Origin of the sequence: Aeribacillus sp. FSL W8-0870 (genome assembly GCF_037963755.1) — a bacterium.
Lineage (GTDB): Bacteria > Bacillota > Bacilli > Bacillales > Aeribacillaceae > Aeribacillus > Aeribacillus composti.
Genome location: NZ_CP150165.1, coordinates 1,113,768 through 1,138,096 on the forward strand (window position 1 = coordinate 1,113,768; position 24,329 = coordinate 1,138,096).

Here is a 24,329-nt window from a genome sequence, read left to right on the forward strand (position 1 = left end):
ATCTTGGCTCAGTTGATTAAAATGGAGGATTATATATCAAGGTATGAAATAGATCTAAATCGTTATGCCAATCAATTTATCCGCTTGAAAAAACAACAGTGGGAAGAAATTAAAAAAAGGTTTGAGAGTATCCAATTTGCTCATTCAACCTTAGATAGTGAAAAACAATTATTTTTAGATCGGATTTTCAACTCCCAGCTTGTATGGGCAAGCTCTACCATTCGGGAAATTTCCCCGATGGATGAAGCTTTTGAAAAGGATTCGCTGCTCAAATATTTTTTGCAGCGGTTTCCTGACACTTATTTTGTCATGTATTATCCGGTTTTTCTTATTAAAAAAGCCTCTGTCCAAGGAGAAATTATCATCATTCGGCCAACAGATATCGTATGCCTTACCGCATTAGAATATAAAGAAAACAACGTATTAATCGGTACAAAACAGAAATTTTGGCTGAAACGGGACGATCAAGGCGAGAAAAAAATATTATCTCCCATTATCGGATTGGAGCGGACAGCAAATATAGTAAAACAGATTTTATCAAATGCGGAGGTTAACTTTCCAATTCGAAAAATATTATTAAACAGAACGGGATATATACATGCTTCAGAGCTGCCGGCAGATATTGAAATAATTGATGTGAGAAGCTACGACGACTGGTTTCAAAATATGCGGCGCCAGCCTTCTCCTTTTAAAAATATGCAACTAAAAGCTGTAAAGGCTCTTTTAGCATCATGTGCAACAAATGCGGTAAAACGATTTAATGAATGAATTTTTTGAAAATGTTCGATTACATGTTGTTCTTTATGGAAGTATGAGGGTATGTTTTTACTTTTTCTTGACGAAAAAGACTGTTAGAAGATAAAATTTATAATGGATAGCTATTGGAAACATCTCATTCAATTCAATAGCTGTCTTTTTTATTGCGCAGGGTGAATCTACTAACGAAATGTGGGCTTGAAATTGAAGGTGAATTGGTTGGAAGACGTATTAGGTAGCGATTGGGAAATATCTCCGGCAGGAGGAGCGACAGGAGAAGCCTTTTATGCTGAAAAAAATGGAAAAAAACTGTTCTTAAAACGCAATTCTTCGCCGTTTTTAGCTGTTTTGTCAGCGGAAGGAATTGTTCCTAAGCTCGTTTGGACGAAAAGAATGGAAAACGGTGATGTGATTACGGCGCAGCATTGGCTAAACGGGCGCGGTTTAAAACCGAAAGATATGAAAAACGAGCACGTTGCGGAGCTCCTAAAGAAAATCCATCGGTCGTATGAACTACTTGATATGTTAAAACGTTTAGGAAAAGAGCCGCTCTCGCCTGAAACGCTGCTCGAAAATGTAAAAAAAGCAGCGAATTTGGAGCTTTTGGAGCTTCCGGTTATTCGACAAGCACTATGTTATTTGGAACAAAACGTGACAGAGGTGCAGCATAAAGAAGCTGTTGTTTGCCATTGTGATATTCATCATAACAACTGGCTTTTATCTGAGGACAACCAATTGTATTTAATCGATTGGGATGGAGCAATGATTGCCGATCCGGCGATTGATTTAGGAATGCTGTTATATACTTACATTCATGAAAGTGAATGGGATGAATGGCTGAAAAAATACGGAGCTGATTTAACGGACGATTTAAAAGTTCGCATGCATTGGTATATGTTAGCTCAAGTCATTTTGTCCATCTCTTTTTTGAGAAAGAAAAACAATGAAAAAGAAATGGCGGAGCAGCTGGAATTTTTAAATGCTTTGCTTAGGAAAGGGCATTGATATCCTCAAGCCATTGAGTCAACTGCCCTTGATGTGAGGCGATAAAATCGGTTATATCGCTGGAATTTTTCCCGTTTTTGCAATAAGTATATATTGTTTCAAGCGATTGCTTTAACTGATCATTAACTTCAGCATTGGCCATTAATGACCGAATGAGGCGCTCTAATTGCTCATATTCCGCTACTGATCCGCAGCATTCACTTTCATGTTCAGATAAAATATCTTTCAGAAGCATCAGTTGATCACGATAATTCAATTGCATTCATTCTCACCCCATTTCTTTATTGATTAGAATATACATCATTTCGATTTCTATACAATAAAGAGCCGTTCAGTATACGGCTCTTTTGACATAGTAAAAAAATAAACAGAGGTGGAATATGCGTTTAAGAAATAAGCCTTGGGCCGGAGATTTTTTAAGAAATCATCCCCAATTTGTTATACAGCAGCCTTTTGAATGGAAAGGGAAATGGAACGATTTGTTCGGGAATGAGCATCCCGTTCATATAGAAGTCGGCACCGGCAAAGGACAGTTTATTGTCGGTATGGGGAAGCAAAATCCGCATATTAATTATATCGGCATTGAGCTTCAGGAAAGCGTCCTCGTCTCGGCTTTAAAAAAATTAAAAGAAGAGGAACTTCCGAATGTAAAGCTTATGAACATAAATGCGAGCCAGTTAGCTGAAATTTTTGCGAAAGGCGAGGTTGAGCGAATCTATTTAAATTTTTCAGATCCTTGGCCAAAAAAACGCCATGCGAAGCGGCGCTTGACACATCATTCCTTTCTTTCCATTTTTGAGAGCATTTTAGCTGATGAAGGTGAAATTCATTTTAAAACGGATAACCAAAGGCTGTTTGAATATTCGCTTGTCAGTTTTTCCGAATACGGATTTTTATTGAAATGGGTAAGTTTAGATCTTCACCAAAGTGATTTTACAGACAATGTAATGACGGAATACGAAGAGAAATTTTCCAAAAAAGGACAAAAGATTTATAGGGCGGAAGTGAAATTGCGAAAGTGAAAATTCGGTAAAGACAAACATCCCTGCACGATAGTGTGCGGGATGTTTTTTTGATAAAAAATGGAATTTTCGAGGGATGAATCTTCTGCACTCTTCAGTCTTTTACTTAAGCAAAAACTTTAGGGGAATTGATTTGTTTCGTACACGTGAGGATTCCGTAAGCACATTTTTAAAATGTTCAGATTTATCGTTTCATTTTTATTCATCATTCGATCTTCGAGAAAAGAGAAAGCCAGTCTTTTACGCGGCGCCTCGCCGCAAACATCGAGGCCGATCACTTTTTTTTCATTTAATATTGTCCGCAAATAAAAAAGCAATGTCGCAGCACTCATTGTACCTTGGTCCCAGTTTGTCACCGCCTCCCCTTTTTTTAAAACATCTTTGTCGATGCTAATATAAACAAAATCATTTTGTATTTGTTGAATTTGTTGTAAAATATACGGATGATTTTCAGGTGTATACGGGATGACCTTGACTTTTTCTATTTCTTGTTTTTCTGTCCATTTTGGACCGATGATAATGGCTTTTGTTAAAAAAGGATTGTCTTTTAGCGCAAAAGATAACCATGAGCCGCAAGAAATTGGCATGTTCCTCCCGATTGCAGAATCGTCTAAGTCTGTATGATGGTCAAATAGAAGAAGGGTAAACGGAAGTTTTATTTCATTCAACAGGAGATATGTAACATAGTGATAATCGCCGCTGCCGATGAACGTAATTCCTTTTTGCTTGCGGCTCAACAGCTTTCTTTTTATTACTTTTAACGATTGTCCGTCACAAAACAGCCGGGTTCCTTCTAAATCAGTGAAATCAATGCATTCGTGAGAATACGATTGTAATTTTCTTTGATAATGGTATGTTTCATCAAAATGTAAAATCGTCACACCTTTTTTAACAATCCCCATTTTTTTCACTCCCCAAAGAGACAAAGAAATTTGTTTTCTCTGTTTCTTGTTAAGAGGAAAGCTGATTTACATGTAAAATGGTTCCGCTCGATGCATCGACAATAACTTCAAACTGTTCAGTTTTCCCTTTATAAAAACGGCTGATTCCTGCCTCATACACTTTATAAGATATATCATTTTTTTCATAATCTTGCGGGATGGTGTAAATCCAGGATCCGTTGATCGGGCCTTTTTGTTTAAAAGCTTTTTTCACCGATTCAAGTGCTTTTTCCGGCGAAAGAAACGGCTTTTTATATTCGTTTTTTAATACATATCCGACGGCAATCCCTGCTGCGAAGCCGATCAGGAAATTTTTCCATTTCACAATCTTCCCTCCTTAAACAATTTACTATTAGTATAACGCAGTTTTGTTACATTTGTGGAATATACATTCATCATTCGCTAAAATAAGTTTATACATATTTTGTGTACGTGATGGTCTAAATTAAGCTAAAGAAGGGGATATAAACATGAACAACGAAACGTTGGATTTATTTAAAACATTAACAGAGCTGCCGGGTGCATCAGGCAATGAACACGCTGTTCGCTCATTTATGCGCAAAGAGCTAGAAAAATATGCAGATGAGATCGTTCAAGACAAACTCGGCAGCATTTTTGGAGTGAAAAAAGGCAGTGAGGATGGACCAACTATAATGGTTGCAGGCCATATGGACGAGGTAGGCTTTATGGTCACATCTATTACAGAAAATGGAATGATCCGCTTTCAACCGCTGGGAGGATGGTGGAGTCAGGTTTTGCTGGCGCAGCGCGTGCAAATTATAACTGAACGCGGTCCGGTGATCGGCGTGATCGCATCCATCCCTCCGCATTTGCTCAATGAGGAAGTTCGGAAAAAGCCGATGGAGATTAAAAATATGCTGATTGATATCGGCGCTGATAATCGCTCAGATGCGGAAGCCATAGGAATCAAGCCAGGACAGCAAATTGTTCCGGTCTGCCCGTTTACGCCGATGGCTAATTCGAAAAAAATTTTGGCAAAAGCTTGGGACAACAGGTATGGATGCGGGCTGGCCATTGAGCTGTTGAAAGAAGTGAAAGATGAAACATTGCCAAACGTTTTGTATTCTGGAGCGACTGTCCAGGAAGAAGTAGGGTTAAGGGGAGCGCAAACGGCCGCCAATTTGATTAAGCCGGACATCTTTTTTGCATTGGATGCGAGTCCTGCCAACGACATGAGCGGGGACAAAAACGAATTTGGTCAGCTTGGAAAAGGAGTTCTGCTGAGAATTTATGATCGGACAATGGTCACTCATCGGGGAATGCGGGAATTTATTCTTGACACAGCTGAAACAAACAATATTCCATATCAATATTTTACATCCCAAGGCGGAACAGATGCAGGCCGAGTACATATTTCTGGCAGCGGTGTGCCTTCAGCGGTAATCGGAATATGCGCCCGATATATTCATACTCATGCTTCGATGATCCATGTCGATGATTATTTAGCAGCAAAAGAATTGCTTGTGAAGCTCATAAAAGCTTGCGATCGATCCACTGTTGAAAAAATTAAGCAAAACGTTTAACATAAAACATTCCGGAGGGCAAAAATGAATGTCGCAATCGGATCGAAAAACCTGGCGAAAATCAATGCGGTGAAGGAGACCTTTTCTCTTTTGGAAGAGAAGAACATGGAATTCATCTCAGTTGATGTTCCATCCGGGGTTTCAACACAGCCATTTTCCGATGAGGAAACATTGCAGGGGGCATTAAATCGGGCAAAAAATGTCTTTGAAAAAGTTAAACCGGATCTTTCGGTTGGTCTTGAGGGGGGTGTGGATGTTACACCTCGCGGATTGTTTTTATGCAATTGGGGTGCATTAATTGATAAAGATGGAAATGAATATATTGCTGGAGGGGCGAGAATCCCGCTCCCGAATGAATTTCTTGAGCCTTTGAAAAAAGGCTTGGAGCTTGGAGATGTAATGGATGCATATGCGAAAAAAAGAAATGTGAGACATCGAGAAGGAGCAATCGGAATCTTTACAAACGGCTTTATCGACCGGAAAGAAATGTTTGCACATATCATGAAGCTGTTAATAGGACAATATCAATTTTCCAAAAAAAATTAACTTTGATCGGCTCAGGCATGCGAGTTAGTAGCTTTTTTTGCTGAGATTTGTTACGATGCCAATGAAAAAAGATAAAAGGAGACTTTTAGAGATGGAAAACATTCAATCTGTTGATCATTTTTGGGAGCTTACGAAAGGAAAAAATGCTTTATTTGTATTTTCGGCTGATTGGTGTCCAGATTGCGGGTTTATTAAGCCGCATCTTCCTGAATTGGAAAAGGAGAATCCGCAGTTCGCATTTTATTATGTCGATCGGGATGAATATATCGATTTATGCGCAGAATTAAATGTTTTTGGCATCCCAAGCTTTATCGCATTTAACGAGGGAAAAGAGATCGGACGCTTCGTCAGCAAAGATCGGAAAACAAAAGAGGAAGTTCAGCAATTTTTAGATGGCTTAAATCTTTAATATAAAGAAAATAAAAAGGAGATGATCAGCCTTATGAATTCTGAACAAATGGTCGAATTGTTAAAAGAGAAGTTAAATGATTACTCATTTCACTTTTCATTTAATCGAAAAAAGGATACGTTAAGAATCGAAGATCCAGAATTGAAAAAAGGGCTGACACTCTCCTTGCCAGGTATTATTTCAAAATGGAACGAAAAAAAAGAAAAAGCGATTGATGAATTCGTTTATTACATAACCGAGTCTCTCTCAGCTATGAAAAATGAAGGTGCATTAAGCGGCAAGGAAAAACAGATTTATCCTGTCATTCGCTCAACTTCCTTTCCGGTTGAGTCGAATGGCGTTCCTCTTATTTTTGAGGATCATACTGCTGAGACCCGAATTTATTATGCCCTTGATCTCGGAAATTCGTATCGCCTAATTGATGAACAGATGATGAAGAAGGAGAATTGGACGCGCCAGCAATTGAAGGAAATGGCTGCCTTTAATTTGCGTTCATTGCCGACAAAAGTAAAAGAAGATAAGGTCGCAGGCAATGTTTTTTATTTTTTTAATTCAAATGACGGCTACGATGCCAGCAGGATTTTAAATGAGTCAATTTTAAAAGAATATGAATCAAAAGTTCAAGGGGATATGACTGTCAGCGTCCCTCATCAAGACGTGCTGATCATAGGCGACATTCGAAATGAAACGGGTTATGACGTGCTGGCACAGCTGACGATGAGCTTTTTTACAAATGGGAGGGTGCCGATTACGGCTTTATCCTTTATTTATGAAAACAAAAAGCTCGAACCGATCTTTATTTTGGCAAAAAACCGCAGAAAACTGACGAAAGGAGACGATGACAAGCAATGAATGTATTTTACAATAAAGAAGGAATCGGCGATGTACTCATCATCTCTTTAAAAGATATACCGTATGAACAGAAGCGGTTTGAAAGAAAAGGAGATGTTGTAAAAATATTTGATGCTGAAACTAATGAAACAGCAGGCTTCAACATTTTTCAGGCAACTTCTTATTTTTCGCTTGACGGAAACGGCCAATTAGATGTAACGGCAGAAATGGTGGAAAAGATCAATCAAACAATTGCGCAAAACGGTTTTTCAGATAAGCTGGAGGCGGATTTATCACCGAAATTTGTCGTTGGCCATGTATTGGAAAAAGAAAAGCATCCGAACGCTGACAAATTAAGTGTATGCAAAGTCGATGTGGGGGATGAAGTGCTTCAAATTGTTTGCGGGGCACCGAATGTTGCGGCTGGACAAAAAGTTGTTGTTGCAAAGGTAGGAGCGGTTATGCCAAGCGGAATGGTGATAAAAGAAGCTGAACTAAGAGGCATTTCCTCGAGCGGCATGATCTGTTCGGCAAAAGAATTAAACCTGCCCAATGCACCAAAAGAAAAAGGGATTCTTGTATTGGAAGATAGTCGAAAGCCAGGGGAGCCGTTTTTTAAGTGAGCATTTTGCAAAATTAGATTTTTTGGATAAAAGTATAAAAAATAAAGCACTCGGCAAATAGCTACCAGCATGTTATTTTACAAAATATTACAATAATCTTGTTTTCGGGCATACCTACAGAATTTTTCACATTGAATTTTTTTAAGCGGCTTTCTTCCCTTTATTTTCCTTTGCCATCGCTAGCGCTGAAACAAGTAATACAATAGCGTTCAGGTAAATATGGGTCTTTACTTTTTCAATTCCCCATACATGTAGGGAGTTCGCCGTAAGGTAGCTTTTCATTCTTGAATTACAGCGTTCTACACTTGTCCTCTCGTTGTAAAGCTCTTTCCAACGTTTTGTATCACGGTGCGGATTGGAATATCGGCGCACATCCTTTTTGATGTCGACTTTTACCACCATTCCATAGTTGGAAGATGAACAGGCTGCCATTCCTAATGGGCAATCCACTTTGCCGGTTGCGTGAGGACATCTGAACTTGAGCTGGTCCTTATCAGCTCCCCAATAAGTCATTTCATAACCCATGGAACAACGCGGAGTTCCATTGGAAGAAATCCCTTCAGGAGGCTCTTTTTCGTTGCGCAAATTGAGCGGGATAATGGCTTGCGCTCCAATGTTTTTGGCTGATTCATAGTTTTTTAGTTGGTCATATCCGCCATCCATGATCAGAAATTCAATTTTGGATTTGGTACGCTCTGCCACTTGCTCTATTAATTCTGGTGCGACTTCTCCATCGTTCACATGGGCAGGGGTTACTTTTATGGCTATTGGCAGTTCGCTTGCGGTATCGACTGAAAGATGCATCTTATAGCCAAACCAGGTAATTTTATTGCCGAAGGAATCATATTTTGCGCCCCAATTGGCATTACCCGTTTGTTCACTACGCTTTTTGGGCTGTTTCTTTTCATAGGCATCAATGGCGGCACTGTCGATGGCCTGGTGGCTGCCGTCAATTATTCCTTCCTCCTGAGCTAACTGTACCAAGTCAAGGAAGATCTTTTCAGCCAGCTTTTTTTTGGTAAGTGCCGCAAAAACCCGGCTGAGAGTGGAGATAGACGGTGCGGGGCGATCAATCGATAAACCGCATTGATAACGGAAACGAAGGTCTTTATCCAATCGATGATGAAGGGCGGTAAAGGTGTCGATGCCTTCGAGTGGGGCAGCGATGAGAGCCCTTAGAATCCCTTCTCTGGAATGACCGTCAGCCCCTCGGGGTGAAGAACTTCTCAACTGTTTAGCATAAGGGCGTAAATCAAGCGAGCTAAAAAAGATAGGTAATTTCTCTTTTGACTCTAATTTTTGCAGTTCTTCAAAGGAAAATAGGCTTTCTTGTAGAATATACAAAGTGACTTCCTCCTTTTGAATTTTTGTGGTTTCGTCACTTCAAAAATTCTACATTTTAGGGGTGAAGTCCTTTTTTATGTCTTTGAAATCCTTATGGCTCTTGGGTCAAAAAATATGCAAAATGCTCAAGTAAAAATGCGATAAAATTTCAAAAAAACACGCGGAAAACATTTTGTTTGCCGCGTGTTTTTTATATGATGATTTATTAATTTTTGACTCATTTTAAATCATGATTCAACCGTTCCACTGAATGAAATGAGCGGTGATCAGGAAAATAGCAGATAATCCAAACCAAATTAAAAATAATGGTACATAAAAGCGAACCCATTTTTGCCATGAAACTCCAGCTAGTGCTAGTGCAGCCATAAAATATCCTGAAGTTGGAAATAATATGTTGCCTAGCCCGTCTCCAAATTGGTAGGCCAAAACAGCTGTTTGTCTCGTAACTCCGATTAAATCAGAAAGCGGAGCTAAAATCGGCATAGTAACTAATGCTTGTCCGCTGCCTGACGGAATTAAAAAGCTAAATAGCATTTGGACAATAAACATCCCGATGACACTAAATGTTCCTGGTATTTCGCCTACTATCGTTCCTAGTGTATGGACAATGGTGTCCATTATTTGTCCGTCTTCCATAACTACTGATACTGCTCTGGCAATACCAACAATGATTGCCCCAACTAAAACTTCACGAAAACCGTCATTAAATGCTTCGCAAATATCGTTTAATGTTAATCCAGCGATCAGACCTACAACCACACCCATTATAATGAACAGTCCAGCCATTTCTAACATAAACCAGCCTTGAGTTAAAACACCGTACACTAATAAGACAAAAAAGGATAACAAGGCAAAAGAAGCAGCTTTTTGTTTTTTATTCATTTCATTCCTTTTGGATACAGATTGATTGAAGTACATATTCCTTTTAGCATGATCGTCTTTATATACTAAGCTTGCTTCAGGATTCTTTTTAACTTTTTTAGCATATTGCATAATGTAAATCATTCCTGCTAAAACAAAGACAACGAAAGCCGCTATGCGAAATTCTATACCTGAGTATATTGGAAGTCCTGCAATTTTTTGACCTAAACCAGTATTAATCGGGTTAAGAAAGCCTGTCATAAAACCAGCAGTAGTTGCAACTAAAGCAACCGCCGCCGCCACCATTGAATCAAATCCTAAAGCAATAAATAGGGGGAGAATTACAGGTATATAAACTAAACTAAGTTCTTGCGTTCCAATTAAACTGCATATAATTGCGAATACAGTCATTAAAACTGGAATTAACACAATACCATTGGAAGCAAATGTTTTTGCTAGTTTCTCTACTCCTATTTCTATAAGTCCTGTTTTTCGAATAACGGCAAATGTACCGCCGATGATCAAAGTGAAAAAAACGACATCACTTGCTGCAACTAATCCTTTTGGGACTGCCATCATAAATTCAACAGGACTTACAGGTGCTGCTTCAACAAAATCAAATGAGTTTGGATCAATCGTTGTTCTTCCTTCAGGTCCTGGAATACGTTCATAAACGCCAGCAGGTACAAAATAAGTAGCGGCTGTAGCAAGAATTATTAAAACAAACAATATGACATAAATATGAGGCATTCTTAATTTCTTTTTCTCCAATTGTGGTTTTTGATTAATAAAAGCTGCATTTTTTACACCTTTTTCAGCTTCCATTTTTTATCCCTCCTCCTCTGTTTGTGACACTTTATGTTTGTTTTTATAACATAATAATTTGTGGTAGCTATTCTGTCATTGGTTATTTTCACTGAAAATCAACTATTTTTTTGTAAAATCTATTAAATTTTACAATTATTTTAATTTGAAAAACGAAATCATGTTATAAAAAATAACATAAAATTATTTAAGTTTTCAAAAAGTGCTGATTGAGATAGAGGTATGGATCGGATGTACGAGCGAAAAAGGGAAGTTAATAAAAACTTATTGAATGTGATAAGAAAACGAAAACAACGAATTTTCAAAAAAGTCTTCCAATCTGTATTAATCTGTTATATATTAAAAATGTAATTTAAAAACTGTTTTATAACAAGGTAGGTGAGGAAACGTGAAGGCTAGTGCAGCATCTAGGCTGGAAGTGAAGGGAACTCTTCTGCCTTCTTACAGGGAGATTTTAACGAACGAAGCCCTTCAGTTCGTCGAAAAGCTTGAACAAACATTTGGTTCAAGAAGAATCGAGCTGCTTGAACTGAGGAAAGAACGGGAAAGGCGAATTAATGAAGGGGAGAAGCCGTCGTTTTTAAAGGAGACGGAACATATTCGAAAAGGGGACTGGACGATACCGCCTGTTCCAAAAGATTTGCAGGATCGCAGAGTTGAAATTACTGGACCTGTCGACCGGAAAATGATTATCAATGCCTTAAATTCAGGCGCAAAAGTTTTTATGGCGGACTTTGAAGATGCCACATCACCGACTTGGGAAAATATTGTGGAAGGACAAATTCACTTAAGGGATGCGGTCAACAAAACGATTGAATATGTGAATGAAAACGGAAAGGTATATAAGCTGAATGAAGAAACGGCAACGCTGATCGTGCGGCCGAGAGGACTCCATCTAGAAGAAAAACATGTCCTATTGGACGGAAAACGGATTTCAGGCAGTCTGTTTGATTTTGGCCTTTATTTCTTCCACAATGCAAAAGAACTGATCAAAAGAGGAAGCGGACCTTACTTTTATTTGCCGAAGCTGGAAAGCCACTTAGAAGCCAGATGGTGGAACGATGTTTTCTGTTTCGCGCAAGATGAATTGGGGGTAAAGCGGGGGACGATTAAAGCGACCGTTCTGATTGAAACGATATTGGCCGCGTTTGAAATGGACGAAATATTATACGAGCTGAAAGAGCATTCAGCTGGATTGAATTGCGGCAGATGGGATTATATTTTCAGCTATCTGAAAAAATTCCGAAACGATCAAAACGTCATTTTACCTGATCGGGCGCAAGTAACGATGACGGTTCCGTTTATGAGGGCGTATTCTCTGCTCGCGATTAAAACGTGCCATCGCCGGAACGTTCATGCCATTGGAGGAATGGCAGCGCAAATTCCGGTTAAAGATGATCCGGTGAAAAATGAAGAGGCGTTCCAAAAAGTGCGCGCTGATAAAGAGCGGGAAGCGAAAGATGGACACGATGGCACATGGGTGGCACATCCTGCGCTTGTACCGGTTGCCAAAGAAATTTTTGACCAATATATGAAACAACCTAACCAGATTGATAAACAGCTAGATGTTGAGATTTCAGCAGAACAGCTTCTTGAAGTCCCGGAAGGAACAATTACAGAGCAAGGATTAAGAACGAACATTGATGTCGGCATTCGTTATCTTGCATCATGGCTTTCTGGAAGAGGAGCTGCACCTATCCACAATTTGATGGAGGATGCTGCAACGGCAGAAATTTCAAGGGCACAGGTATGGCAATGGATTCGTCATCCAAAGGGGGTGTTGGAGGACGGACGGAAGGTTACAATAGAGCTTTATGAAAAAATTAAGCAGGAAGAGCTGGAAAAAATAAAACAAGAGTTTGGTGAAGAAGCCTATCAAAAAGGGCGTTTTGATGAAGCGGCGAAATTGTTTGATGAGCTTGTGAGAAATGATGAATTCGTAGATTTTCTGACGCTTCCAGGCTATGAAAGATTAAATTAAAAAATATTTCAAAAAAGGGGAGAGAAAAGATGACATTACAAGAAAAAGCGAGACAATTGCAAGAAAGCTGGGAGAAAGATGAACGCTGGAAAGGGATTACACGCCCTTATTCGGCTGAAGATGTGTTGAAGCTTAGAGGTTCCATTGAAATCGAATATACTCTTGCCAGAAGAGGAGCAGAAAAATTTTGGAATTTAATGAAAACTGAGGAATACGTAAATGCCCTCGGAGCTTTGACAGGAAATCAAGCTGTCCAACAAGTAAAAGCCGGATTAAAAGCAATTTACTTAAGCGGCTGGCAAGTGGCAGCAGATGCTAATCTTGCGGGGCAAATGTATCCGGATCAAAGCTTGTATCCTGCTAACAGTGTGCCGCATGTCGTAAAGCGGATTAATCAAGCTTTGCAGCGGGCAGATCAGATCCATCATATGGAAGGGGATCATTCAATTGATTGGTTCGTTCCAATTGTTGCGGATGCTGAAGCTGGATTTGGCGGTCAGTTGAACGTTTTTGAATTGATGAAGGCGATGATTGAAGCAGGAGCAGCTGCTGTTCACTTCGAGGATCAATTGTCTTCTGAGAAAAAATGCGGCCATTTAGGCGGAAAAGTTTTGCTCCCGACACAAACAGCTATTCGCAATTTGATTGCTGCAAGACTGGCTGCTGATGTGATGAATGTTCCGACTGTTATCATTGCTCGTACTGATGCCAATGCGGCTGATTTGATCACAAGCGACATCGATGACAGGGATAAAGAGTTTATTACTGGGGAACGGACACAGGAAGGATTTTTCCGCACTCGCGCTGGTCTTGATCAAGCAATTGCTAGAGGTTTGGCATATGCGCCATACGCAGACATGATTTGGTGTGAAACATCTGAACCTAATTTGGAAGAAGCACGGAAGTTTGCTGAGGCTATTCATAAAGAATTCCCAGGCAAGTTATTGGCATATAACTGCTCACCTTCCTTTAATTGGAAGAAAAAGCTTGATGACGATACTATCGCACGTTTCCAAAAGGAAATTGCTTCTTACGGCTACAAGTTCCAATTCGTTACTTTAGCTGGATTCCATGCATTGAATTACAGCATGTTTGAACTTGCACGCAAGTATAAAGATCATGGAATGGCTGCCTACTCTGAACTTCAGCAAGCCGAATTTAGAAGCGAACAGTATGGTTATACAGCAACACGGCATCAGAGGGAGGTTGGAACTGGTTATTTTGATGAGGTTGCCCAAGTGATTACTGGAGGTACTTCTTCTACAACCGCTTTAAAAGGGTCTACGGAAGCTGAACAATTTACCACAGCTTAATTGACTGGCCATAATCATTACCTTCACATAGATTGAGCCAATCCTCTGGGATTGGCTTTTTTTATCATTTAACGCACCCATTTCGCATATTCTTTGGATAGCTCCATAAATTTTTCTCTATCTTTTCGGTCCAGAGCATCATTAATTTTGTCTTCCAGCATTTTTTTTCGATGATTGAACCATGCTTCGTCCAGAATCATTTGGATGTATACATCCATCATGAAGTTTTCTGGATTTTCCTTCACAGAACGGGTCTTCATCAGTTCGGAATAAGATTTCCGGTTTTCCATAACCCATCACCTCTGATGCCTTTTTTATATTATATGGATTTCGGAAGGAAAAATCAACTTATAATTTGTAATTTTTAGAAAAATTATATTAACAATAACATCTTACCTTGATCTAATGCTTTGTATTTAAAAAATTTTAAAAAAATATAGAAATTTTGGAATTTTTATGATAGATTTGAATCAGTGAAAAAGAACTATTATATAGAAAAAATTAGGAGGTAAGAATTCTAGTGAGTACGAAGCAGTTTGAGGCAGAAAAATGTATTGTAAATGGGGAAACAATGGCAATTTTGCCTTTTAGAAAAGAACATCACTTGTACGCTAAAATTTTGGAAACTAGCGGAGAGCGCATAGTACCTATTCGACCTGTTTATGTTATTGATCAAAGCTGCCGTTATTATGGTTCAAGCTTTAAAGGAAGAGTTGAAGGATCAAAAGGGCTGCTTGGCATAACAAAAAAGCTTCCGATTGTCATTGATCCTGCCAATTCCCTTTATTTTTTTCCTACTCATTCACCCGCAAGGCATCAGTGCGCCTGGTTTTCCCATTCCCACATTTCCCGCTTTATGAAAACAGATTCGAATTGTACGGAAGTCATATTCCGTAACGGTCAGAAAATAGTTGCTGACATATCTCCATCTTCTTTTTCCCATCAATTTTATAAAACGGCACATCTTCGAACGATTATCTCTTCAAGAATTGAGCAGGAGCAGCGCCGCATGAACACAATCCTTTTTCCGAAGGAGCAGCATGCATATATTTATGAACAGCTCGTTCGCGAATTCAGAAAAGAAGATGGATAAGCTTTATCTTCCGGCACGCAAGCTGTCAATTTGCGTGCTTTTTTCCGTGTTAGAAAATGGGGGAGATTTCATTTTTCTGTTATAAGGGGACAGGCATTCAACGGGCGAAACAAATAGTCCTGTTCCCTCATCTTCTGTAGCGAACGGTTTGGCCGTTGTCTTTCTTTTAAGATAAAAAGTCTAAGAGGTTGGAATGCCAGATTTTTTTTCAGTTTTAAACAAATAATGTTCAATCAGTTCATTTACTTTATTTCGGATTCTTGGATTGAAGTAGCTGTGGTGTTCTTCGTAGCCGTTATAGTAGAAAGTGTACGTTGTGAATGCTTCATCCTGTTTGGCTTTTAAAACTTTCACCTTTTGTCTGCGCAATTCTTTGCGAACCTCTGCCAAATCTTTTTGTACAAGCTTTAACGCCTCTTCAATTAGATGCAAATAAGGATCTTTCAGCTTGAATGGACTTTTTTTTACGACATTCATGTCTTTGTTCAGCACCGTAGCAGTCATCGGTAAGTAGATCGACTGTTCAATCAAATGGCGAATGTCGGTTGGTATTTTCGACATAGGGAATACCTCGCTTCAAATGGAACATATGTTCTATTTTTATTATAAAACAGGAAAATAAATCATTTCAATTAATTTTTTTCGGCAAAATTTTTCAACTTATGCTCAAAAGGTGTAAAATAAAAGGAGATGTTGAAGTAAGGAGTTAAGATATGGATGTCATTGCATTTTTCGATTCCATTACATTAGAAGATGTTGAACGATTCTTTAAAGAATACCGAGCGCTCGGACCTCTTCCAGGGATTCTGCTTCCGATGCTTGAGGCTTTTTTTCCGTTCTTGCCTCTTATTCTGTTTGTAATTGCGAACGCTAATTCATTTGGACTTTGGTTCGGCTTTTTGTACTCGTGGATCGGTTCATCGGCAGGCGCATTGCTCGTGTTTTTTTTAGTGCGAAAGTTTGGCCGGAAGCGTTTTTTAAATTTTTTAAGCAGACATGAAAAAGTAAGACGAATGATGAACTGGGTCGAACGGCACGGCTTTGCTCCTTTATTTTTAATGCTCTGTTTCCCTTTTACGCCTTCTGCGCTTGTAAATGTAGTAGCCGGTCTTTCCAAAATCAATGTGTGGCAGTTTGCGCTCGCTGTTTTATCAGGGAAGCTCGTGATGATTTTTATGCTTAGCTTATCAGGGTATGATTTACGGGAGCTGATTGAAGAGCCCGTCCGGTTGATCATTGTGTTTGTTGTGATGGCGCTCATGTGGTTTATCGGAAAAAGGATTGAGCAGCGTTTAAATGTTTCGTTAATTAAACGAAAAGATAAAAAGTAGGTGAAGAGCCGTGAGGAAAAAACGAGTTATTGCGGGAATCGTCACTTCAGCTCTTTTATCAACCGTTTTAATTAAAAATATTGCGTTTGCCGCGTACACTGTTGATGGCGTATCGATGCAGCCCACCTTAAAAGAAGGCCATCATTTTTATATAAATAAATTGACGAATCGGTTTAATAAAATTGAACGGTTTGACATTGTCGTGTTTCAGATGCCCGGCGAAAAGCAAGTTTTGGTTAAAAGGGTCATCGGCCTTCCAGGAGAAAAAATTGAATATCGAAACGACAAATTATATGTGAATGGGAAATATGTACCGGAACCATTTTTAAAGAAAAATAAAGAAAAAGTATATGGAAATCCGATCACAGGGAATTTTACATTAAAAGAAATAACTGGAAAAGAAGCGGTGCCGGAAAAATGTATTTTTGTCATTGGCGACAATCGGTTAAACAGCAGGGACAGCCGGCATTTTGGCTTTGTTCATGAAAAAAATGTGATCGGAGAGGTAAAACCGTAAACGATGATTCCTATTAGTTGGAAATTCGGATTGTCCGAATCAATGGATTTTCAAAACCATTTACAGTAAAATAAATGTATTCATAAACACGAAATCAGAATGGGACAAGAAAATTGTCCCATTTTCCGTTTGGATGCCTTCTGAAGGGGGGAGATTTCATGGGTATTAAGTTTTTGGTCGGTTCATCCGGCACAGGAAAAACGACGGCAATCTTAAACAAAATTAGGGAAAAATTAAAAGAAGATCCGTATAATGGAAAACCTATTTTGTTTCTTGTTCCAGATCAAATGACTTTTCAAATGGAATATGAACTGATGAAAACTCCGGAATTAGGAGGAATCATTAGAGCACAAGTATTGAGCTTCAACCGTTTGGCGTGGAGGGTGCTGCAGGAGGAAGGAGGCATCAGCCGTACCTTTATTTCCCAAACAGGCATGAACATGTTTCTTCGAAAAATCATCGAAGAAAAAAAGCACGAATTTAAAGTGTTTTCCAAAGCCAGTGAAAAAAAAGGCTTTATTGAGCATATCGAACAGATGATTACAGAAATGAAAAGATATATCATCAGTCCAGATATGCTGGATGATCAAGTAAAAAAATTAGCGGAAAGCCATGATCATAGAGAGCGGATTCTTTCCGATAAATTGAAAGATTTGGCGGGCATCTATCGTTCCGTGGAAAAATTATTTGCTGATAAATACATAGATTCAGAGGATTATTTGCAGCTTCTTTCAGAGAAGATTTATGAATCAAGCTACATGGACGGAGCGGAAATTTATATCGACGGCTTTCACAATTTTACGCCTCAAGAATTGCAAGTAATCGAATCGATGATGAAAACAGCTTCTTCTATAACAATTGCTCTCACATTGGATAAACCGCCTGAAGAGGCCGTTGCCGACGAGCTTCATTTATTTTACATGACGGCTGAAACCTTTTCTTTGCTGAAAAAAATGGCTGAACGAAATAATATTTCCATTGATGAAGTAGCATATATGACTGACCGGAAACGTTTTATTGAAGAGCCGTCACTTGTTCATCTAGAAAAAATGTACTCTTCCCATACTCCCGAACCTTTTCACGGAGACAGCGCGATTGTATTTATGCAAGCGGTGAATAGACGCGCCGAAATTGAAGGGATTGCTAGAGAAATTATCCGCCTCGTTCGGGATGAGGGAGTGCGATTTCGGGAGATTGCACTGCTTATTAGAAACATGTCCGATTACAGAGATTTGCTGGAGCAATTGTTTCAAGATTACGAGATTCCTTTTTTTATAGATGAAAAAAGCTCAATGACATATCATCCGCTGATCGAATTTATCCGCTCGAGCTTGGAAGTCATAACCGGAAACTGGCGGTATGAAGCTGTTTTCAGAACGATTAAAACAGAATTTCTTTACCCGCTAGATGCCGATAAAGCCGAAATGAGAAAAGAAATGGATCAATTAGAAAATTATGTGCTTGCCTATGGTATTCAAGGGAAAAAATGGACGGATCAAGCCGGCTGGACGTACAGGAAGTACCATTCATTCTATGACAACGACAAAAAGACAGATGAAGAAGAGGAAATAGAAAAACGGATCAATCAATTACGGAAGCTGATTGTGGAGCCTCTGCAAGCATTGGAAAATAAGATGAAACGCGCCAAAACCGGCAGGGATATGGCCGAAGCGCTATATATGTATTTAGAACAAACAAAAGTGCCTGATAAGCTGGAGCTTCTTCGTCTAGATGCGGAAAATGGAGGGAACTTGATTGAAGCAAGGGAGCATGATCAAGTTTGGAATGCTGTGATAGAGCTATTGGATGAATTTGTAGAAATTATGGGCGATCAGGAAATTTCCATTCATTTGTTTAGGGAAATGGTCGAAACCGGAATGGAATCGATGAAATTTTCTCTCGTTCCGCCGGCCATTGACCAAGTGATTGTCGCAACACTTGACCGGTCACGTTTATATGGCATTAAGACGGCATTTATTGCAGGAGCAAATGACGGAGTGCTTCCGGCAAAACCGGTGGAAGACGGGGTTTTAACAGATGATGAAAGAGAGCTTCTATATCATAATGGGGTGAAGCTAGCGCCGACAGCTCGAAGAAAATTGCTGGATGAAAATTTTTTGATTTATTTAGCGCTCACGTCTGCTAAGCAAAAGCTGTATTTATCGTATTCTTTGGCGGATGAAGAAGGAAAAGCGCTCATGCCGTCTATTATTGTCAAACGGTTAAAAGAAATATTTCCAGATGCTAAGGAAATGATCTCTCTTAATGAACCGGAAAGTGAGGAGGCGGAAGAACAGCTTTCTTTTATTGTCAGTCCGAATGTTTCTTTGTCTGTTTTAACTTCAAAATTGCAAAATTGGAAAAAGCAGTATCCTCTCCATGAGCTGTGGTGGGATGTTTACAATTACTTTGTATATGATCAAGAATGGAGCAGCAAAGCGAAAAAGGCGATTGCCAGCCTGTTTTATTCAAATACAGAAAGACCTTTATCCGAAGAGGTAAGCAGAAAATTATATGGACGGAAAATACAAGGAAGCGTTTCAAGGATGGAGCGGTTTCGGGCATGTCCTTTTGCCCACTTTGCTTCTCACGGCTTAAAGTTAAAAGAACGGGAGTATTACAGATTGGAAGCGCCGGATATCGGCCAATTGTTCCATGCGGCATTAAAGCTGATGGCAGACCGGCTTCAAAGCATGAAAGTAGAATGGCGCGAATTAACAAAGGAGAACTGCGAAAGACTTGCTCATGATGCAGTCGAACAGCTGGCGCCGAAGCTGCAAAAAGAAATTTTAATGAGCACAAACCGCCACTATTATATTAAACGCAAGCTTCAAAATATTGTTGCCCGCGCATCAAAGGTTTTAAGCGAACATGCAAAAGCAAGCGGTTTTGTCCCAATTGGTTTAGAAATATCATTTGATGAAAAAAGCAAGCTCCCCCCGTTCCGATTTAAGCTTGAAAACGGATGTACGTTGGAGGTCGTCGGAAGGATAGACCGAGTGGATAAAGCGGAAAGTTCGAAAGGTCTTTTGCTTCGCATCGTCGATTTTAAATCGAGCGACAAAACATTAAATTTGGCAGAAGTGTATTACGGCATTGCGCTGCAGATGCTCACTTACTTGGATGTTGTCATTTCCAATTCTCAATCTTGGCTTGGCGTAGAAGCGACTCCAGCAGGGGTGCTGTATTTCCATATTCATGATCCGTTCATACAGTCCCCAGATTTATTAACGGATGATGAAATAGAAGAAGAAATTTTGAAGAAATTTAAAATGAAAGGCTTGCTGCTTGGAGACGAAGAAACGGTGCGGTTAATGGATCAAAAATTGGAAAGCGGCTATTCCAAAATCGTTCAAGCCGGCATAAAGAAAACCGGGGAATTTTATGCAAATTCTCAAATCGCCAGCGAGGAAGAATTTCATGCATTACGCTCGTATATCCGGCGCGAATTTAAGCGGATCGGTACGGAAATAACAGACGGAAATATTTCCATTGCGCCATATAAAATGAAAGAGAAAACGCCTTGCACCTTTTGTTCCTTTAAATCGGTCTGTCAATTTGATGAATCGATTGAAACGAACCGTTTTCGCATATTGAAAAGCTTAAAAGGGGAAGAAGTGCTGCAAAAGGTAAGGGAGAAGGTGGATTCAGATGAAGAATGAGCTGAAAAAGTTAGAAAAAGGCCAATGGACCGATGAACAATGGAAAGCGATTGTTGCCGACGGACAAGATATATTAGTGGCGGCTGCTGCCGGATCAGGGAAAACGGCCGTTCTAGTTGAGCGGATTATTCGCAAGCTGACCGACAATCAGCATCCTGTAGATGTGGACCGGCTGTTAATCGTAACGTTTACAAACGCTGCGGCTGCAGAAATGCGCAGCAGAATTGGCGAAGCGCTGGCAAAGGCTTTGCGAAAACAGCCTTCTTCCCTCCATCTGCGCCGCCAATTAACCCTTTTAAACAAAGCGCAAATATCAACATTGCATTCTTTTTGCCTGCAAGTCGTTCGCAAATTTTATTACAAAATTGATATTGATCCCGGTTTTCGAATAGCGGACGAAACAGAAATGGAACTGTTAATGGAAGATTGCATGGATGAATTGTTAGAAGAAGAATACGGAATGGAGCATAATGAACTATTTTTCGAATTAGTTGACAAATATACAGGCGATCGCTCAGATGATGAAATCAAAAAAATTATTAGATCCATTTATGAATTTGCTAGATCTAATCCATTCCCGGAAAAATGGCTTGATGAAATGGTGCAAATGTATGACATAGAACAAGCTGAATCATACGAGGACTTGCCGTTTTTTCAATATTTACGGAAGGATATAGCGATACAGCTTTCCGGAATAAAGGATTTGTTAGCGAGAGCTCTCGACATTACGAAATTGCCGGGCGGCCCTTCTCCAAGGGCTGAAAATTTACTCGATGACATGAAGCAGGTGGAAAACATTATAAACGCTTCATCGTGGCAGGAGCTTGCCGAGCAAATGAGAGCTTTTCAACCGACACGCGCCAAGGCATGCAGGGGAGAAGAATATCGAAAAGAGCTCATTGATGAAGTGACGGAAATGAGAAAGAAAGCGACAAAGGAAATAGAGAAATTAAAAAATGAGCTTTTCTCTAGGGATATTCAAAACCAGCTGCTTGATTTGAAAAAAATGAAGCGCACAATGATTTGTTTAGCCGACTTGGTGAAAAAATTTGCTGTCCGGCTGGAAGCAATGAAAAAAGAAAAAGGAATTGTCGATTTTTCGGATCTTGAGCATTATTGTTTACAAATATTAACAGAAAAAGATGAGAAGGGAAATGTTGTTCCGAGTGATGCTGCTTTGTTTTTCAAACGACAATTTCAAGAAGTATTAGTGGATGAATACCAAGATACCAACTTGGTGCAGGAAGCGATTTTAAAGCTGGTGTCAAAAGATCATGAAGCGGAAGGAAATCTATTTATGGTCGGCGATGTAAAACAATCCATTTATCGTTTCCGGCTGGCTGAACCGTTATTGTTTTTGGCGAAATATAAACGGTTTACCTCCAGCGGAACGAATTCCGGCTTGCGCATCGATTTAGCTAAAAATTTCCGCAGCCGAAAAGAAGTTTTGGACGCCACAAATTTTCTTTTCAAACAATTGATGGGAGAGACTGTAGGCGAAGTTGTTTATGATGAGGCAGCAGAATTGAAGCTTGGCGCACGTTATCCAGAGAACAGTAGAATGAATACAGAGCTCCTCCTAATAGACCGCCGGAAGGAGGAATTAGCAGAAAAAGAAGAAATAATGATTGAATTTGATGAAGAAGAATTGGAAACGGTGCAGCTTGAAGCCCGCCTTATGGCGAAAAAAATAAAAGAGCTTATTCAGGAAGGCTTTCCTGTTTACGACCGAAAACTTGATCGTACGAGACCTGTCACATACAGAGATATTGTGATCCTGCTTCGTTCGATGCCTTGGGCGCCGCAAATCATGGAAGAGTTTAAGCAGCAAGGTATTCCGGTGTATGCGAATTTATCAACAGGATATTTTGAAGCAACAGAAGTGGCCATTATGCTTTCGCTTTTAAAAATTATCGACAATCCTTATCAAGATATTCCGCTCGCTTCTGTGCTGCGTTCGCCGATTGTCGGCTTAAGCGGAAATGAACTTGCCATCATCCGTCTTTATAAGAAAAACGGTCCGTATTTCGATGCACTTGAATCATTTTTGCAGCAAGAAAAAGCCCATCATAGCGAGCTTTATCAAAAAGTAAGCGAATTTGTCAGCCGGCTCAATCAATGGCGGAACTTGGCGAGAAAAAGCTCCGTTTCGAATTTAATTTGGCAATTGTACCGTGATACCCGCTTTTTTGATTTTGCAGGCGGAATGCCCGGCGGAAAGCAGCGGCAGGCCAATTTAAGGGCATTATATGACAGAGCAAGGCAATATGAGGAAACGTCCTTTCGGGGATTGTTCCGATTCCTGCGGTTTATTGAAAGAATGCAGGAACGGGGCGATGATTTAGGAGCAGCAAGATCTTTAGGAGAACAGGAAGATGTTGTCCGAATTATGACGATTCATTCAAGCAAGGGGCTTGAATTTCCGATTGTTTTCTGTGCAGGTTTATCTAAACGATTTAATATGAAAGATTTGACCAAAAAATATTTGCTCGATAAAGAATTAGGGTTTGCCTCGCTGTTTATCGATGAAAAAAAGCGGATTGTGTATCCTACTCTTCCTTATGTAGCTGTAAAAAAGAAATTGAGGATGGAAATGCTTTCGGAAGAGCTTAGGGTATTGTATGTGGCTTTGACAAGAGCAAAGGAAAAGCTGTTTTTAATCGGCACAGTGAAAGACGGAGAAAAAAAGTTTAAAGAATGGGAGCAATCATTCACTCACCGCGAATGGCTGCTTCCAGATTACGATCGTTTAAAGGCAGTATGTTATTTAGATTGGATCGGTCCTGCTGTCATCCGTCATAAAGATGCGGCAATTTTACGAGAAGAAGAAAGAGAAGCAGCGGATGAAATCTTCTCTTATCCGGTGAAATTGCAAATTGATGTGATTCCTGAAGAAAAATTAAAAGAGCAAAATGAGCAGGCAGCGGTTATGATGGATGAAAAAATGGACGCTTTGAGAAATTTCGTTCCTGTTCAGTCAACAAGTAGTTTCGCCAACCAAGTGCAAAATCAGTTGTCCTGGAGCTATCCTTTTTCAGATGCAGCCTCTCTCCGGTCGAAGCAATCGGTGACGGAAATCAAAAGAAGACTTCAATTTTCGGATGAATACAGCGACATTTCCATAAAGAAGAAAATACAAGGGAATTCCTCGTACAAGCGTCCGAAATTTATGCAGGCAAAATCTCTTACAGCAGCAGAAAAAGGAACGGCCATGCACACAGTGATGCAGCATTTGCCATTGGGTGAAGACTTGACGGAACAAACGATTCGACAAACCGTGCATTCTCTCGTGAAAAAAGAAATATTAACGGAGGAGCAGGTGGAAGCGGTCAATGTAGAAGGAATTGTGCAATTTTTTGAATCACCGCTAGGTAGACGCCTAAAAGGCGCAAAAAAAATTTTTCGCGAGATCCCTTTCAATTTGGCAGTGCCGGCGAACGAAATTTACGAAAAAGGAAGTTCTCTCAATACTGAAACGGTCATCGTTCAAGGTGTGATCGACTGCCTTTTTGAAGATGACGATGGGCTCGTTCTGTTAGATTACAAAACGGATGCGGTAAAGGATCGTTTTCCATCCATTGAAAAGGCAAAGCCGGTGCTTGCTTCTCGATATGAATTTCAAATTGACTTGTATGCAAAGGCGGTAGAGTCAATCTTAAAAAGACGAGTCGATGATCGGTATTTATTCTTTTTTGATGCAGGGCTCATCATAAAATTATAGATTT

The 24,329-nt window shown here is 39.7% G+C and carries 22 protein-coding genes; 15 read left to right on the top strand and 7 right to left on the bottom strand.

The genetic code is table 11. The features are described from left to right. Positions 1 to 3 precede the first annotated feature (3 nt). Both NSU02_RS05475 and NSU02_RS05480 read left to right on the top strand, forming a co-directional pair. Positions 4 to 768, top strand: a complete 765-nt coding sequence (locus NSU02_RS05475; protein ID WP_339194614.1) for an NERD domain-containing protein — start codon at positions 4 to 6, stop codon at positions 766 to 768. Between the two features lie 198 nt (positions 769 to 966). Next, positions 967 to 1,761, top strand: a complete 795-nt coding sequence (locus NSU02_RS05480) for a phosphotransferase family protein (RefSeq protein WP_082829584.1) — start codon at positions 967 to 969, stop codon at positions 1,759 to 1,761. On the opposite strand, the gene NSU02_RS05485 is transcribed toward NSU02_RS05480, so the two are convergent. Then, complete coding sequence (locus NSU02_RS05485; protein WP_339194616.1) at positions 1,745 to 2,023, bottom strand: YtzH-like family protein; 279 nt, start codon at positions 2,021 to 2,023, stop codon at positions 1,745 to 1,747. The two genes, NSU02_RS05480 and NSU02_RS05485, sit on opposite strands and share 17 nt — an antisense overlap. A gap of 118 nt (positions 2,024 to 2,141) precedes the next feature. On the opposite strand from NSU02_RS05485, the gene trmB reads away from it, so the two are divergent. Then, positions 2,142 to 2,783: a tRNA (guanosine(46)-N7)-methyltransferase TrmB gene (gene trmB, locus NSU02_RS05490; RefSeq protein WP_339194619.1), complete on the top strand. Its 642-nt coding sequence runs from the start codon at positions 2,142 to 2,144 to the stop codon at positions 2,781 to 2,783. Between the two features lie 119 nt (positions 2,784 to 2,902). On the opposite strand, the gene NSU02_RS05495 is transcribed toward trmB, so the two are convergent. Together NSU02_RS05495 and NSU02_RS05500 are read right to left on the bottom strand one after the other, a co-directional pair. After that, positions 2,903 to 3,685: an arginase family protein gene (locus NSU02_RS05495; RefSeq protein ID WP_339194622.1), complete on the bottom strand. Its 783-nt coding sequence runs from the start codon at positions 3,683 to 3,685 to the stop codon at positions 2,903 to 2,905. Positions 3,686 to 3,734: 49 nt separating this feature from the next. Further along, positions 3,735 to 4,049, bottom strand: coding sequence for a PepSY domain-containing protein (locus tag NSU02_RS05500; protein ID WP_063386612.1), 315 nt, complete (start codon positions 4,047 to 4,049; stop codon positions 3,735 to 3,737). A 145-nt stretch (positions 4,050 to 4,194) separates the two neighbouring features. Here NSU02_RS05500 and NSU02_RS05505 point away from each other — a divergent pair, with 145 nt between their 5' ends. From NSU02_RS05505 to ytpR, 5 genes are all read left to right on the top strand, one after another. Then, positions 4,195 to 5,268, top strand: a complete 1,074-nt coding sequence (locus tag NSU02_RS05505) for a M42 family metallopeptidase (protein WP_063386613.1) — start codon at positions 4,195 to 4,197, stop codon at positions 5,266 to 5,268. A 24-nt stretch (positions 5,269 to 5,292) separates the two neighbouring features. After that, positions 5,293 to 5,814 (top strand): DUF84 family protein, encoded by a 522-nt coding sequence (locus NSU02_RS05510; RefSeq protein WP_327855821.1) that lies wholly within the window; start codon positions 5,293 to 5,295, stop codon positions 5,812 to 5,814. Positions 5,815 to 5,905: 91 nt separating this feature from the next. After that, positions 5,906 to 6,223 carry a thioredoxin family protein gene (locus NSU02_RS05515; protein WP_063386615.1) on the top strand — a complete coding sequence of 106 codons (318 nt, stop codon included), beginning with the start codon at positions 5,906 to 5,908 and terminating at the stop codon, positions 6,221 to 6,223. Between the two features lie 33 nt (positions 6,224 to 6,256). Further along, positions 6,257 to 7,075 carry a DUF1444 domain-containing protein gene (locus tag NSU02_RS05520; RefSeq protein WP_063386616.1) on the top strand — a complete coding sequence of 273 codons (819 nt, stop codon included), beginning with the start codon at positions 6,257 to 6,259 and terminating at the stop codon, positions 7,073 to 7,075. After that, a complete protein-coding gene (gene ytpR / locus NSU02_RS05525; protein WP_063386617.1) occupies positions 7,072 to 7,677 on the top strand; it encodes a YtpR family tRNA-binding protein in 606 nt (201 codons plus the stop codon). The genes NSU02_RS05520 and ytpR overlap by 4 nt, the downstream gene beginning before the upstream one ends. Positions 7,678 to 7,818: 141 nt before the next feature. On the opposite strand, the gene NSU02_RS05530 is transcribed toward ytpR, so the two are convergent. Together NSU02_RS05530 and NSU02_RS05535 are read right to left on the bottom strand one after the other, a co-directional pair. After that, complete coding sequence (locus NSU02_RS05530; RefSeq protein ID WP_339192838.1) at positions 7,819 to 9,021, bottom strand: transposase; 1,203 nt, start codon at positions 9,019 to 9,021, stop codon at positions 7,819 to 7,821. A gap of 234 nt (positions 9,022 to 9,255) precedes the next feature. Continuing rightward, positions 9,256 to 10,707, bottom strand: coding sequence for an AbgT family transporter (locus NSU02_RS05535; RefSeq protein ID WP_339194629.1), 1,452 nt, complete (start codon positions 10,705 to 10,707; stop codon positions 9,256 to 9,258). Positions 10,708 to 11,095: 388 nt separating this feature from the next. Here NSU02_RS05535 and aceB point away from each other — a divergent pair, with 388 nt between their 5' ends. Further along, on the top strand, positions 11,096 to 12,688 hold the full coding sequence (aceB, locus tag NSU02_RS05540; protein WP_063386618.1) for a malate synthase A: 1,593 nt from the start codon (positions 11,096 to 11,098) through the stop codon (positions 12,686 to 12,688). A gap of 29 nt (positions 12,689 to 12,717) precedes the next feature. Next, positions 12,718 to 14,001 carry an isocitrate lyase gene (gene aceA / locus NSU02_RS05545; protein ID WP_339194632.1) on the top strand — a complete coding sequence of 428 codons (1,284 nt, stop codon included), beginning with the start codon at positions 12,718 to 12,720 and terminating at the stop codon, positions 13,999 to 14,001. A gap of 68 nt (positions 14,002 to 14,069) precedes the next feature. Here the strand turns inward: aceA and NSU02_RS05550 are convergent, their stop codons facing one another. Beyond that, positions 14,070 to 14,291 carry an IDEAL domain-containing protein gene (locus NSU02_RS05550; RefSeq protein ID WP_063386620.1) on the bottom strand — a complete coding sequence of 74 codons (222 nt, stop codon included), beginning with the start codon at positions 14,289 to 14,291 and terminating at the stop codon, positions 14,070 to 14,072. Between the two features lie 230 nt (positions 14,292 to 14,521). On the opposite strand from NSU02_RS05550, the gene NSU02_RS05555 reads away from it, so the two are divergent. Further along, positions 14,522 to 15,094 (top strand): competence protein ComK, encoded by a 573-nt coding sequence (locus tag NSU02_RS05555; RefSeq protein WP_082829581.1) that lies wholly within the window; start codon positions 14,522 to 14,524, stop codon positions 15,092 to 15,094. Positions 15,095 to 15,274: 180 nt separating this feature from the next. Here the strand turns inward: NSU02_RS05555 and NSU02_RS05560 are convergent, their stop codons facing one another. Continuing rightward, a complete protein-coding gene (locus NSU02_RS05560; protein WP_063386621.1) occupies positions 15,275 to 15,655 on the bottom strand; it encodes a hypothetical protein in 381 nt (126 codons plus the stop codon). A gap of 152 nt (positions 15,656 to 15,807) precedes the next feature. On the opposite strand from NSU02_RS05560, the gene NSU02_RS05565 reads away from it, so the two are divergent. The 4 genes from NSU02_RS05565 (at position 15,808) to addA (ending at position 24,325) form a co-directional block, all read left to right on the top strand. Continuing rightward, on the top strand, positions 15,808 to 16,425 hold the full coding sequence (locus NSU02_RS05565) for a TVP38/TMEM64 family protein (RefSeq protein WP_063386622.1): 618 nt from the start codon (positions 15,808 to 15,810) through the stop codon (positions 16,423 to 16,425). A 10-nt stretch (positions 16,426 to 16,435) separates the two neighbouring features. After that, a complete protein-coding gene (gene lepB, locus NSU02_RS05570) occupies positions 16,436 to 16,942 on the top strand; it encodes a signal peptidase I (RefSeq protein ID WP_063386623.1) in 507 nt (168 codons plus the stop codon). Positions 16,943 to 17,100: 158 nt separating this feature from the next. Further along, positions 17,101 to 20,604, top strand: a complete 3,504-nt coding sequence (addB, locus tag NSU02_RS05575) for a helicase-exonuclease AddAB subunit AddB (protein ID WP_339194637.1) — start codon at positions 17,101 to 17,103, stop codon at positions 20,602 to 20,604. Continuing rightward, positions 20,594 to 24,325: a helicase-exonuclease AddAB subunit AddA gene (addA, locus tag NSU02_RS05580; RefSeq protein WP_339194641.1), complete on the top strand. Its 3,732-nt coding sequence runs from the start codon at positions 20,594 to 20,596 to the stop codon at positions 24,323 to 24,325. Before addB ends, addA begins: the two co-directional genes overlap by 11 nt. Positions 24,326 to 24,329 lie beyond the last annotated feature (4 nt).